14 protein-coding genes are annotated in these 12,472 nt (G+C 40.4%); 2 read left to right on the top strand and 12 right to left on the bottom strand.

Features of this window, described 5'->3' with window-relative positions; translation table 11 throughout:
* Positions 1–2 precede the first annotated feature (2 nt).
* From DPV85_RS03685 to DPV85_RS03650, 8 genes are all read right to left on the bottom strand, one after another.
* A complete protein-coding gene (locus DPV85_RS03685) occupies positions 3–1,184 on the bottom strand; it encodes a lipoprotein-releasing ABC transporter permease subunit (RefSeq protein WP_111327099.1) in 1,182 nt (393 codons plus the stop codon).
* Positions 1,184–2,131, bottom strand: coding sequence for a 2-hydroxyacid dehydrogenase (locus tag DPV85_RS03680; RefSeq protein ID WP_111327098.1), 948 nt, complete (start codon positions 2,129–2,131; stop codon positions 1,184–1,186). Before DPV85_RS03680 ends, DPV85_RS03685 begins: the two co-directional genes overlap by 1 nt.
* A 66-nt stretch (positions 2,132–2,197) precedes the next feature.
* Complete coding sequence (gene kdsA, locus DPV85_RS03675; protein ID WP_005695859.1) at positions 2,198–3,052, bottom strand: 3-deoxy-8-phosphooctulonate synthase; 855 nt, start codon at positions 3,050–3,052, stop codon at positions 2,198–2,200.
* A gap of 12 nt (positions 3,053–3,064) precedes the next feature.
* Positions 3,065–3,868, bottom strand: a complete 804-nt coding sequence (locus tag DPV85_RS03670; RefSeq protein ID WP_111327097.1) for a SirB1 family protein — start codon at positions 3,866–3,868, stop codon at positions 3,065–3,067.
* Positions 3,868–4,746, bottom strand: a complete 879-nt coding sequence (prmC, locus tag DPV85_RS03665; protein WP_111327096.1) for a peptide chain release factor N(5)-glutamine methyltransferase — start codon at positions 4,744–4,746, stop codon at positions 3,868–3,870. The genes DPV85_RS03670 and prmC overlap by 1 nt, the downstream gene beginning before the upstream one ends.
* Complete coding sequence (gene prfA / locus DPV85_RS03660; protein WP_005698533.1) at positions 4,746–5,828, bottom strand: peptide chain release factor 1; 1,083 nt, start codon at positions 5,826–5,828, stop codon at positions 4,746–4,748. Before prfA ends, prmC begins: the two co-directional genes overlap by 1 nt.
* A 97-nt stretch (positions 5,829–5,925) precedes the next feature.
* Positions 5,926–6,462 (bottom strand): elongation factor P hydroxylase, encoded by a 537-nt coding sequence (locus DPV85_RS03655; protein ID WP_005698563.1) that lies wholly within the window; start codon positions 6,460–6,462, stop codon positions 5,926–5,928.
* A gap of 181 nt (positions 6,463–6,643) precedes the next feature.
* Positions 6,644–7,507 (bottom strand): AraC family transcriptional regulator, encoded by an 864-nt coding sequence (locus tag DPV85_RS03650; RefSeq protein WP_111327262.1) that lies wholly within the window; start codon positions 7,505–7,507, stop codon positions 6,644–6,646.
* Positions 7,508–7,637: 130 nt separating this feature from the next.
* Between DPV85_RS03650 and DPV85_RS03645 the strand changes: the two genes are divergently transcribed.
* Positions 7,638–7,856 (top strand): hypothetical protein, encoded by a 219-nt coding sequence (locus tag DPV85_RS03645; RefSeq protein WP_049372470.1) that lies wholly within the window; start codon positions 7,638–7,640, stop codon positions 7,854–7,856.
* A gap of 108 nt (positions 7,857–7,964) precedes the next feature.
* On the opposite strand, the gene DPV85_RS03640 is transcribed toward DPV85_RS03645, so the two are convergent.
* From DPV85_RS03640 to DPV85_RS03630, 3 genes are all read right to left on the bottom strand, one after another.
* Entirely contained in the window at positions 7,965–8,579 is a 615-nt protein-coding gene (locus DPV85_RS03640) for a CadD family cadmium resistance transporter (protein WP_003766668.1), read from the bottom strand.
* 309 nt (positions 8,580–8,888) lie between these two features.
* Positions 8,889–9,434, bottom strand: a complete 546-nt coding sequence (locus tag DPV85_RS03635; RefSeq protein WP_207798032.1) for an ATP-binding cassette domain-containing protein — start codon at positions 9,432–9,434, stop codon at positions 8,889–8,891.
* Positions 9,435–9,614: 180 nt separating this feature from the next.
* Positions 9,615–10,487 carry an MBL fold metallo-hydrolase gene (locus DPV85_RS03630; RefSeq protein WP_111327095.1) on the bottom strand — a complete coding sequence of 291 codons (873 nt, stop codon included), beginning with the start codon at positions 10,485–10,487 and terminating at the stop codon, positions 9,615–9,617.
* 141 nt (positions 10,488–10,628) lie between these two features.
* Here DPV85_RS03630 and DPV85_RS03625 point away from each other — a divergent pair, with 141 nt between their 5' ends.
* A complete protein-coding gene (locus tag DPV85_RS03625) occupies positions 10,629–11,582 on the top strand; it encodes a GlxA family transcriptional regulator (RefSeq protein ID WP_111327094.1) in 954 nt (317 codons plus the stop codon).
* Positions 11,583–11,764: 182 nt separating this feature from the next.
* Here the strand turns inward: DPV85_RS03625 and DPV85_RS03620 are convergent, their stop codons facing one another.
* A complete protein-coding gene (locus tag DPV85_RS03620) occupies positions 11,765–12,343 on the bottom strand; it encodes an NAD(P)H-dependent oxidoreductase (RefSeq protein WP_111327093.1) in 579 nt (192 codons plus the stop codon).
* Positions 12,344–12,472: the final 129 nt, after the last annotated feature.

The raw sequence follows: 12,472 nt of genomic DNA, 5'->3' as shown, positions 1-12,472 counted from the left end.
TTTTACTCATAACGTAATGCTTCCGCAGGCTCAGTTTTTGCCGCACGATAAGCTGGATAAATGGTTGATAATAAAGATAACAATAAAGAAAAGGCAATCACAATAATGACTTGCACAGGCTCAATGGATGTTGGCAAGAAAACACCGTTCGGATTGACCGCACTTAAAATTGCCCCAAGGTTTAAGGTGATTAATACGCCCAGTACAGCACCAATCAACGTGCCCACTAGCCCAACCAATAAACCTTGATAAATAAAGATCGAACGTACTTGTGATTTAGTGACACCTTGCGTTTGCAAAATGGCAATTTCCCCTTGTTTATCCACCACCATTAAACTTAATGAGGTCACAATATTGGAAATCGCAACAACAATAATTAGGCTAATCAACAAGCCCATCATATTTTTTTCCATACGAACTGCTTGGAAAAACTCCCCTTTTTGGACACGCCAATCGCTGATATGACTCTCTTTAAAATAACTCGGCAATTCTGTGATTTGGAAAGGATCATCTAGGAATAAACGATAGCCTTGAGCCTCACCTGGCTGAATACGCATTAGGCGACCAATATCCGCTAAATTAGCAAAAACTTCATAACCTGATGCTTCGCCATAATCATAGTAAATTTCACTCACAGTAAATAAACGCTGCATCGGCACACGACCAAACGGGGTGTATTGGCTGTTTTCCGTAATCATTAAACGAACCTTATCACCCACTGCTAAGCCTAATTTTTGCGCTAACTTATCGCCCATAACTAACTTAAACTCACCTTGCGGTAAAAGTTGGTTAAACTGACTAGGATCAATATCTTCTAATAAAGGATCATCTGAAAAAGACTGAATACCAATCACTTGTCCTGCACTCACACCTTTTGCTGTTTGAAACACAACATTCGTCGTATTAATCGGCACGGCTTTTTGCACAAAGTGCGGTGTATTTTCAAGCGGTTTTTCTGCCGAAATAGGCGCTTCTTGGCTAACAATCGCATGCGGAATGCTCGAAAGCACCTGTTGTTTTTGATAGCCTTCTAGTCCATTCATGACAGAAAGCACAATAATCAATGCCATCACACCCAGTACGATGCCAAAGCTTGCCAAATTAGCAACAAGTCGCCCAAAACGATCAGCGCTTTTTGCCCGCCAATATCGCAGGGCGACGTATAAAGAAATAGGTAAATTCATTATTTTTGATTTAATTGTTGAACGAAATCTTCAATATTTTGCGTCACTTTTTTCGTTAGCGTGGTTACCGCGCTATCACTCGCCCAAGCAATATGAGGTGTGATAATTAAATTCGGCATCGTTTTCGCTAATTCAATCAGTGGATTGTTTTTCTCTGGTGGTTCTTTCACTAACACATCTAATGCGGCACCACCTAATTGTCCTGATTTTAATGCGTCACAAACTGCTTGCTCGTCAATCAATGGACCACGACCAGTATTGATTAAATACGCCCCTTTCTTACAAAGTGACAAGGTTTCTTGATTGATTAAATTTTTAGTTGTTTCAGTCAATGCACAATGCAATGTCAGAATATCGGCCTGTTTTATCACCTCTTCAAAAGGCGTGTAACCTTCACGGCACGTTGTGGCATTTCGATGTTCAGCATAAAGAACGTTCATGCCTAAAAGTTCTGCTAAACGCCCTACTTCTGTGCCTAAACAGCCTTTTCCAAACACACCTAATGTTGAACCTTTAACATCTGTAATGGGATAATCAAAATAACAGAACTGTTTACTCTCAGTCCATTTTCCAGTGATTTGATCGCGCTGCCAACCTGCTAGACTATGTTTTAACGCAAAAATCATCCCCAACACATGCTCAGGTACAGTCGTGGCAGAATAACCCGTCACATTTTTAACTGCTACACCCAATTCTTTTGCCGCGTCTAAATCCACGTTATTGGTGCCTGTTGCAGTGATAGCAATCAATTTTAATTTAGGTAGTTGTTGCAACACCTCACGGCTTAAAATCACTTTACTGGTGATAATAATATCCGCGTCTTTTGCTCGCTCAATGGTTTGCTCCGCGGAAGTATATTCATACTCTACCCAGTTATGCGGAAAGCTTGGACGAGGAATAGGAATATGTTTCGGAATTGCGGTGCTGTCTAAAAATACGATATTCATTGTTATCTCCTTTTACAGAACAAAAGTGCGGTCAAAAACAACGCTGTTTTCAACCGCACTTCTCTATTAAATAGAGGTATCTAATTCAGGGAAAGATTTCACTAAATCATCAATGGCTTTCATCTGTGAGACAAAGCCTTCTAATGCCGAAAGTGGCAATGCAGAAGGGCCATCACATTTTGCTTGATTTGGATTTGGGTGCGCTTCTAAGAATAAGCCTGCAATACCAATTGCTAAACCAGAACGGGCTAATTCAGTCACTTGTTCACGACGACCACCTGAAGCAGCACCAAACGGATCACGACATTGTAATGAATGGGTCACGTCAAAAATGACAGGGCTACCTTTAGACACTTTTTTCATTACACCAAAGCCTAACATATCCACCACTAAATTATCGTAGCCAAAGTTTGAACCACGATCACAAAGGATAATTTTATCGTTACCACATTCTTCAAACTTATCTACAATGTTCCCCATTTGACCTGGGCTTAAGAATTGTGGTTTTTTCACGTTAATTACCGCACCCGTTTTTGCCATGGCTTCAACTAAATCTGTTTGACGAGCCAAGAATGCCGGTAACTGAATCACATCCACCACATCAGCAACAGGTTGACATTGATAAATTTCGTGCACATCGGTAATCACTTTCACGCCAAAGGTTTCTTTTATCTCTTGGAAAATTTTTAAACCTTCTTCCATGCCTGGACCACGGTAAGAATGAATTGAAGAACGGTTAGCTTTATCGAAAGATGCCTTAAAAACATAAGGAACGCCCAACTTTTCAGTTACTTTCACGTAAGCTTCACAAACTTGCATTGCCATATCGCGACTTTCAAGCACGTTCATTCCGCCGAAAAGTACAAAAGGTTTGTCATTTGCGACATCAATATTGCCAATTTTTACAATTTTATTTTGCATAATATTTCCTTTTTAATGGATGGCATTGGCATCTTTCAATGCTTCGCCTTTCAGTTCTAAAAGTTGAGTTTTTAACAGCGAAGAAGTGGGATCATTTGGACATTGATCCACAAAATATTCTAAATCCTCAATAGCTGAAGGATAAGCGCCCATTTGCGCCAACACTAAGCCACGATCGCGAATATCGTAAGGATCTTTTCTTCCCGCTAACAAGAATTGGATATAATTAAAAGCCAAATCGTTTTGTTCTTCACGAATTAAGGTATTTTTGGCGAGCTGACGGAAACGTGCTGTCAGCATCGGAATATCTGCTCGGGCTAAATCCTCAGGTTGAATTTGAGCGCCAAAACCAAAGGCACCCTCATAGAGTTTCTTCAATTCATCCACTGAAATATATTTTCCGCTCCAAGGATCAATGAACGCCACTTCACCCTCTACTTCTGCACGTAAAATCAGTTGGGTCGGGAAATTTACGGGATAAATCGGTAATTTTAAACTTGCAGCTAAATAAAGTATTAAGGCGCCAAGACTCACCGGCATGCCTTCTCGTTCTTCTAAAATATATGGAAGATATAAATTGCGAGCATAGAAATAATTGTCCGCATCGCAATGAAAGCCCCAGTCACCGTAAAATAGCTGTAATAATTGATGAATTTTAGCTTTATCATCCCATTCTTCTGGAATAGCTTGGCGAGCTTTACGCACTAAGCTTCCAACAAGCCCTCTTATACGAGGTTCATCAAGTTGCTCTTTCTCACAAATGCTCAAATAAAAATGAGTCAGTTCAGCATATAAGGCTTTTTGATCGTATTTCATTACTGCTTCCAATATCCCAACGTTACGCGCTCATTGTCGCCATAATCCCGTATGGTTGCAACCCCTTGCCAATGATTTTGCCAGAAAATTGACCGCACTTCTTCGCCCTGTTTCCAGCCGTGCTCTAACAATAAATAACCGCTATCTTTTAAATATCTTGGTGACTGCTCAATAATATGACGTAAATCAGCTAAACCGTTTTCACCTGCCACCAACGCCGAACGAGGTTCGAAACGCACATCACCTTGGAAAAGATGTTCATCGGTTTCATCAATATAAGGCGGATTACTGACGATAATATCAAACTGTCCTTCAACATTTTCAAACCAACGACTCTGCAAAAATTGTACTTTGAGCTGATTTTTTTCGGCATTGGATTGCGCTAATTTGACGACTTCTGGCATTAAATCCACACCAATGACATCCAATTGAATATGCTTTTTTTGACAAATTAGAGAAAGCTCAGAAGACAACGCCAATGCAATGGCGCCAGTGCCGGTACCAAGATCCAAAATACGAAAGTGCGGTGGATTTTCTTCCAGTTTTTCTAACGCAATTTGTAATGCTTTTTCTACAAGAATTTCAGTATCTGGACGAGGAATTAATGTTCCTTCAGACACATTTAAAGGCAAGGACCAGAATTCTTTTTCACCGAGGATATAAGCGATAGGTTCGCCTTTTAAACGACGATCTAAAAGTGCGGTCAATTTTAACCGCACTTTTTCATCAATTTCCGTTTCATCGAAAGCTAAAATTTGCGTTCTCGATTTGCCCGTTACGTGTTGCAATAGCACTAACGCATCAACTTTGCCATTCTCTGTCGGATTTACCTGATTTAAGGCTTGCGCAGCATCGGCAAGCCATTGTCGATAGGTCATTAGTTACTCTCAGATAACGCCGCTAATTGATCTGCCTGATATTCAGTGATAATCGGCTGAATAAGCTCGTCAATTTTGCCGTTCATCACTTCATCTAAGCGATAGAGCGTTAAGTTGATACGGTGATCTGTTACACGACCTTGTGGGTAGTTATAAGTACGGATTTTATCAGAACGATCGCCTGAACCTAATAAGTTACGGCGAGTATCAGCTTGCTCTGCGGCTTGACGTTCTTGCTCTGCCTGAACAATACGTGAAGCCAATACAGACATCGCTTTTGCTTTGTTTTTATGTTGTGAACGCTCATCCTGACATTCCACCACAATACCTGTTGGAATGTGGGTAATACGTACCGCAGAGTCTGTTGTATTAACGTGCTGACCACCTGCACCAGATGAACGGTAGGTATCAATACGTAAATCTGCTGGATTGATTTCCGGCATTTCAGATTCTGGTAATTCAGGCATCACCGCAACAGTACAAGCAGAAGTATGAATACGACCTTGGCTTTCTGTTTTGGGTACACGTTGTACACGATGACCGCCTGATTCAAATTTTAACTGACCGTAAACGCCATCACCGCTTACTTTGACGATGACTTCTTTATAACCGCCCTGCTCGCTTTCATTTGCGCTGAGCATTTCAACACGCCAGCGTTTACTTTCTGCATAACGGCTGTACATACGGAATAAATCGCCAGCAAAGATACCCGCTTCATCACCACCTGTACCTGCACGAATTTCTAAATAGCAGTTATATTCATCATTTGGATCTTTCGGTAATAAAAGAATTTGAAGTTGTTGCTCCACTTCTTCAATTTCGGCTTTGGATTCTTCAATTTCCATTTCTGCCATTTCTTTCATTTCAGGATCATCTAACATCAACTCTGCTTCAGCAATGTTAGAATTAAGCTGATTCCAACGATTAAAACATTTCACTACATCTTCAAGTTGTGAATATTCTTTAGAATACGCACGGAATTTATCCTGATCTGAAATCACCGACGCATCGCCTAGCAATGCCTCTAATTCTTCATAACGTTCTTTTAAACTTTCAAGTTTTGCAATAATAGAATCTTTCATATTTTTATAAAGTTAAAGCCAAAAATAAAATCGGCCTATTCTAGCCGATTTTAAGGAAAATTGACAGACGCAAAATCTGCCTAAAAATGACTGCGCTTTAGATGCGAGTAACATCAAATTTCGCTAAATCAATTCGATCTTCAGTGCCATAAAATTGAGCCAATGCATGACGCAAGGTTTCTGCGCGTTTTGGTAAGCCTTTTTCTGCATAGGTTTTTACTTGTTCATATACCGCTTGCTTAAATGGTTGCGTATCCCCTGGATTGCCATTCAAATTATCCGCACTGGCAAAATAACGGAATCCCGCCGCTGTGGCTAAAATCCATTCCAATGCTTGAGGCTTCACTTCAACCTTTTCAAAATCACGCTGACGATCTTCTGAACGGCCATCCGGCTCATACCAATAGCCAAAATCTTCTAATTTACGGCGTTCTTTCCCCGCCACTAACCAATGGGCAATTTCATGTAATGCACTGCTGTAAAAGCCTCTCGCAAAGTAAATCGCATTATAAGGCACCTCATCATTTGCAGGAATGTAAATCGGCTCATCCCCACCTTTAACCAATCGCGTATTATATTCTTCTTCAAAACATTGATTAAAAATCGCAATGATATCCTCAAGTTTGTGTTCCATGCTTTCTCCAAATATTTTTATCAATAAAGCCTCTTAAAAGGTTTGAGAATTATCTCATTTTTAATGTTTTTCACAAAATCTTGGTTAAATAAAAAACGTCTGAAATTAACGTTTCAGATTTTCTTCATCATAAAGTGCGGTCAAATTTTTAGGTGTTTTTAAACCTATCTTTAAGCCCCATCTATTTAATATCCCCCTTGGGCGCATGCCCGAAATACCGTTTGTATTCACGGCTGAATTGGCTAGGTGATTCGTAGCCGACTTGGTAAGCGGCTTCGGTAATACCTCGTCCTTCTTGTGCGATCAATCGTCTGGCTTCCATCAAACGTAATGATTTTTGATATTGTAGCGGTGAAAGGCTGGTTATCTTCTTGAAATGACTATGAAATCCAGATAATGACATGCCACTTAGATTTGCCAAGGTTTCCACAGTGATGGTTTCACTAAAATGTTGTTGCAGATAATGGGTGGCTTGGGCGATTTTTTTGGTATGCGATCTATTGCTTACCATGGCTTTAAATTTGCCACCTTGTTCGCCTGTAAGGAGTCGATAATAAATTTCTTGTTGGATAAGCGGTGCAAGAAACTCAATATCTTTTGGATTTTCGTGCAAGAGCAATAGACGTTCAACAGCATTTTTGAGAGATTCATCCAGATGCCATTGTGCAAAACCTTCGTCGCCCTGTTGGACATTATCTACAAGGTTTGGATTTGCTAATAAAATCTTGCTAACGCTTTCAATATCAATTTTCATCGACATCACTAAAAACGGCTTTTGCGGCTCTGCACATTTAATCTCGCCACGCATCGGTATGTTTACTGGGCAAAACATAAAATGTTGATTATCAAATCGGTAGCATTGTTCGCCTAACTGCACTTCACGTTCTCCGCTTAACACGATGCAAATGCTCGGCTCTTGAATAATACCTTCGTAACAAAATGGTTGATCTGAATGGCGAAGAAATAAGCCTTTAATCGGTGATGAATAGAGTTCGTTATGTGGAATAACTTGTAATAAGCGTTCTATCGTTTCAGTTGAGAACATGATTTTGTAGGAATAGGCAAGTAATTTGAATAAATCATATAACACTTCATATTGCCGTTCAATATAATGTACTCACTTTCAACGGCGGTACGCCAAAACATATTAACCAATATTAAATGAGGAAAACATTATGAAAATTTTCTACAAAACATCAGCAACAGCAATCGGCGGTCGTGATGGCCATACACAAGTAGATGACGGTTCAATTGGCTTTGATTTGGTTTCATTTCAAAATGACGGCACCGGAGCTGATGAAAAACACCAACGCGCCGAGTATGGCAAGCACCGCCGCACCGACGAAAAACGGCCGCATGGGGTGGGTGAAAAACTTATTCATGGTTTGGCTTAATTCTGCATGAAGATGCTTTCGGATATGGATTTATTGGGCGGACAGGGTTGTATCTTGTATTGAAGAAGCAAGCCGAAGGTTTGTCAGATACTCAAATGCCCGTATCATTCATATTATTGATATTATTGTTTGAATTGTGTTATTTTCAATAATAATAAATAACCCTAAACCAATATAAATAACAGCCATTATCCAACGACTAAACTTCTCTACAATTTCACCAACACCTGAAATATTAGCCAATCTTTGTGCTGTATATACTAAAACAAAAATCAATATTAAAAATACAAGAAGAGTAACTAATAAGTCGACAAGATCTAAAGTCACAAAGTAAGGAACAAAAAGTCCAATATTATCTGCACCACAACTAGCAACTGTAACCAAAGCAACAATACCGACTAATTTTGACAACCCTTTTTCATCCAATTCTTTTTTAGCTCTTTTTTCGCCCTCACAATCGTCGTAAATAGCAACTTTAATACCTAAGTAAATCGGTATTAAACCTAATAAACCCAACACCCATTTTTCCGGAACATAATTCAAAACAAAAGCTAGAAATAAACTAACTAATATTAAAATTACAGAACCTAAATATTGTCCGATATAAATATCTCGATATTCTTTTCTAGTATTTGCTCTAGCAAAAAATATTAATAGTATTACCAACAAATCTACTGCTGTAGCAATATATAAAACAGCAGCAGTAATCACAGTCGAAAACATAAAGCACCTCATAATGAATCCCCTGCCCCCTTGGCACCACGGCTTTTTCAAAAACCGAATCGCGTTCGGATAACAGATTCGTATCTTTCGCTAAAGAGGCAAGCCTGCGGCTTGCTTACCCTCTCCCTAGCCCTCTCCCACGGGGAGAGGGAATTGGGCTGTCGAGCCTGAACATTTTCAGGTTTACCTGACATCTGATTCCCAATTCTACGGCTCTCTGATTTTGAGAAACCTGATCCCCTTTCCCCGTGGGAGAGGGCTAGGGAGAGGGCAACGAACCGCAAGGTTTGTCAGAAATTTAAATTCCTATCACTCATAATAATGAATCCCCTGAAACTCTCTTGCCACCACGGCTTCTTCAAAAGCCCAATCGCGTTCAGACAGCGGCGTAGGCAGGGTAATCACGTTTTGCACGTTCATGCCCTTAGTGGAAAGCAGCATGATTTCATGGCTCAGGCGTGCGACTTCGAAGCGGTCGTGCGTTACCAGCATACACGCCATGCCCTGCCGCTCGATTTTTTCCACCAGCATGGCGACCAAAATATCGCGCAAATCGCGGTCCAAACCGACGAACGGCTCGTCCAGCAAGGCAAGATCGCAGCCGCACAGCAGCAGGCGCAAAAATGCTACCCGTTTCGCCATGCCGCCGGACAATTCGGTCGGATATTTGTTCAAATCGCCCGCAGTCAGCCCGACTTTCGCCGCCAGCGCGATGATTTCGCCTTCATCGGGTTTGTCCATAAAAATAGCGATATTCTGCATCGCGGTCAAGTTTTCCGGCAGGCGGTTTTCCTGAAACAGAAAACCCGTTTTGCGGAAAGTATTGCGTATCGTGCCCGATTTCGGCGTTTCCAAGCATTCAAATCCATCCGTTTGGGCGCAACAACAGGCCGCGCAATTTTAGTGGAAGGAATTAATTAAAATTATTTCTTAGAAAAAGGCCGTCTGAAATTTCAGACGGCTTTTTTATAACAAAGTGTGGTCAAATTTTTAGGTGTTTTTGCAAATTCAATTCAAAATTAAAACCGCTTGTTTTTAAAACTTCACTGTTTCACCATCTTCTGGAATTACTACATTTTCAAGCTTGTTTGCTTGGACAAATTGGCGTAAATCCTTACGGTACACAGACATATGGTTTACCGCATCCATGTGCACCGTGATAAGTTTTGTATTCGGTAGCATTTGGCGAGCATGAGCAACATCTTGTAACCCCATAATAATGCCGTCATTCGGAAAAGCTAAGGTACGCGCATCACCTGTGTTCATAATCATTACATCAGGTTTATAACGATTAATGGCTTTGTTTACTTCGGCAGTCCAAATTGTGTCACCAACTAAGTAAACCGTTGTATGGCCTTTCGCTTGGAATATTACGCCCATCTCCTCATCTAAGATCTCGGCTAATTGTGGTACAGCGTACATTTCCGTTGTGCCGTGAGAACCTCCGGTTTTATTTAAAATAATACCTTCGAACTCTACCGGTTTTTCTAACGATAAACTGGTTATGTTAGTAAAACCTTGCGCTTTGAGTAGGTCGCCATCCCGTTCATGTTGCACAAAAATTTTGATAGATTTAGGTAAAATTTTTTGTGCAACCTCATCCCAATGATCTTCATGTGTATGAGTCAAAATAATGGCATCAACATCTTTGAAAGTATCTTCTGCTTTCATCGGCAATTCCACAAGTGGATTACGCAAATGGCTATTTAATGTCCCTTCAAAGCCTGCATAACGTCCTTTTTCAGCAAGCATCGGATCAATTAAAAAAGTTTTCCCTGCGTAGTTCAGGCGACCCGTGGCATTGCGGATATGTTGGTAGCTATCAGTGTTTTTAGAGGCAAGATCTACGGCGAAAGTATTTGCGCTAATAGCCAATGCTGTAGTGCTAATTAAGGTTTTTAAGTTCATTGTTTTTCCTTTTCTATACGTTATTGAATGAATAAACATATTATAGTAAGAACAAAATTGCGCAAAAATAGATAAAAGACCAATAAACATAAAAATCGGGTCACTTCTGTGCTATGCTCATATCAAAGTAGGAGAAATAAAATGAATAAACCCACAGTTGCTTTGATTGTGTATGAACAAATGATGCCCATTCATTTTGCGATGGCATATTCCGTTTTTTCTATGTCGGATTTAAACGGCAAGCCGTTATTTGACTGTAAAATCGTTAGCGATTCGGACAACCTGACAAACTCGCTATTTCACATACATTTAGATGGTGGTTTAGAATGGTTAGAGAATGCCGATATTGTTGTGATGACTGGATGGCATGATACTCAAGTGATGCCGAGTGAGGCTTTATTAACGGCGTTACGGCAAGCATATCAACGTGGTGCGACAGTGGTGGGTTTATGTTATGGTGCCTATGTGTTAGCGTGCAGTGGCCTACTTAACGGCAAAAAAGCAACCACACATTGGTTGGGAGATAGTGATTTTACTAATCGTTTTCCGCAGGTGAAATGGGATTTAAATCCTATTTATTTGGAACAAGATCGACTGATTACCTCCGCAGGAACAGCCGCTTCCATGGATTGTTGTCTTTCTATTGTCCGTAAATTATATGGTGTGAAAATTGCCAATCATATTGCCCGAATACTGGTTATCCCCCCTCATCGTGAAGGCGGACAAGCACAATTTATCGAACGCCCTATTTCTCGTTCCACACCTAATCATAATATCAATGCGTTGCTTGCTTATTTAAATGAAAATCTGACCGCACTTCATTCGACTGATAGTCTTGCAGAACGTTTGTCAATGAGCCGTAGCACTTTCACCCGACATTTTCGCAAAGCAACTGGAATGTCATTAAATCAATGGTTAATTGAAGCAAGGCTACAACGAGCAAGAGAGCTTTTGGAAAGCACAGATTTATCTATCACTGACATTGCAGAACAAAGTGGATTTCATAGCGATACCGCCTTACGTCAGCACTTCTTGAAAAAACATAAGATTTCACCGAATCGATGGCGTAAGCAGTTTCAAATTGAGGATGTTTAGATCTTTTTATTTTAAAGTGCGGTCAGATTTCAAAGCATTTTTGCAAATTCAATTCAAAATTAGACCGCTTGTGTGATCTAAAGCCTGTCTATTCCTCTTCCCTCTCTCCGTTAGGAAGTTTGATTAGAGAAGAATAAAAAAGGTGAGCAAAAATGCTCACCTTCTAAACTAATATTTTGTAATTATCCAAATACTTTTTCCAAGTGTGCTTGGTAGTCTGCTAGGTATTGTTCTACTTGCGGATTTTTAATCACATCGTTACATAGAAATGTCGGCAGACGGGTCAAGCCGATAAATTCGTTGAGTTTGTGGAAGTGCATGTATAACGCATCCACGCCTTTGCCTTCGAAGAAGTCGCCTTCACGGGTGAACGCTTCAATCGGCGCATTCCAAGTAAGCGAGAGCATGTGTTTTTTACCTTGTAACAAGCCACCTGTGCCGTAGCCTTCTGTCGGCTTGACACGATGACGGCCATCACTGTGGTAAAGCTTGCCGTGTCCGGCGGTTAATACTTCGTCTATGTATTTTTTCACTGTCCAAGGTTCGTGCATCCACCAGCCCGGCATTTGCCAAATCACGGCATCCATCCACAAGAATTTTTCGATTTCTGCTTCAACACCATAGCCTGCATCAATCACGGTTTCTTTTACATTGTGTCCAAGTGCGGTCAAAACTTCTTTCGCTTTTTTGTGAAGTGTGTGGTTTAACTCACCATGTGAATGTCCGAAATCTTTACCACCGTCTAGTAATAAAATATTCATTTTTGCTCCTTTAGCTGATAATTTACCGATTACTAAGCACTTTAGTAATGCAACAATTTAACCAATCAATAAGCGCCAACTATTAAACGTACTACTCAAATTCGAGAGTTTGATAGAAGTTAAAAGCGC

This window comes from Haemophilus parainfluenzae (assembly GCF_003252725.1).
Classification (GTDB): domain Bacteria; phylum Pseudomonadota; class Gammaproteobacteria; order Enterobacterales; family Pasteurellaceae; genus Haemophilus_D; species Haemophilus_D parainfluenzae_L.
This window is presented reverse-complemented; position numbering and strand designations above follow the sequence as displayed.

Bases quoted from the DNA above. Each gene is read 5' to 3' on its own strand.
- DPV85_RS03655 (WP_005698563.1), bottom strand. From the start codon at position 6,462: ATGGAACACAAACTTGAGGATATCATTGCGATTTTTAATCAATGTTTT.
- DPV85_RS03670 (WP_111327097.1), bottom strand. From the start codon at position 3,868: ATGAAATACGATCAAAAAGCCTTATATGCTGAACTGACTCATTTTTAT.
- DPV85_RS03620 (WP_111327093.1), bottom strand. From the start codon at position 12,343: ATGAATATTTTATTACTAGACGGTGGTAAAGATTTCGGACATTCACAT.
- DPV85_RS03645 (WP_049372470.1), top strand. From the start codon at position 7,638: ATGAAAATTTTCTACAAAACATCAGCAACAGCAATCGGCGGTCGTGAT.
- prfA (WP_005698533.1), bottom strand. From the start codon at position 5,828: ATGAAAGATTCTATTATTGCAAAACTTGAAAGTTTAAAAGAACGTTAT.
- DPV85_RS03640 (WP_003766668.1), bottom strand. From the start codon at position 8,579: ATGTTTTCGACTGTGATTACTGCTGCTGTTTTATATATTGCTACAGCA.
- DPV85_RS03650 (WP_111327262.1), bottom strand. From the start codon at position 7,507: ATGTTCTCAACTGAAACGATAGAACGCTTATTACAAGTTATTCCACAT.
- DPV85_RS03625 (WP_111327094.1), top strand. From the start codon at position 10,629: ATGAATAAACCCACAGTTGCTTTGATTGTGTATGAACAAATGATGCCC.
- prmC (WP_111327096.1), bottom strand. From the start codon at position 4,746: ATGACCTATCGACAATGGCTTGCCGATGCTGCGCAAGCCTTAAATCAG.
- DPV85_RS03680 (WP_111327098.1), bottom strand. From the start codon at position 2,131: ATGAATATCGTATTTTTAGACAGCACCGCAATTCCGAAACATATTCCT.
- DPV85_RS03630 (WP_111327095.1), bottom strand. From the start codon at position 10,487: ATGAACTTAAAAACCTTAATTAGCACTACAGCATTGGCTATTAGCGCA.
- DPV85_RS03685 (WP_111327099.1), bottom strand. From the start codon at position 1,184: ATGAATTTACCTATTTCTTTATACGTCGCCCTGCGATATTGGCGGGCA.
- kdsA (WP_005695859.1), bottom strand. From the start codon at position 3,052: ATGCAAAATAAAATTGTAAAAATTGGCAATATTGATGTCGCAAATGAC.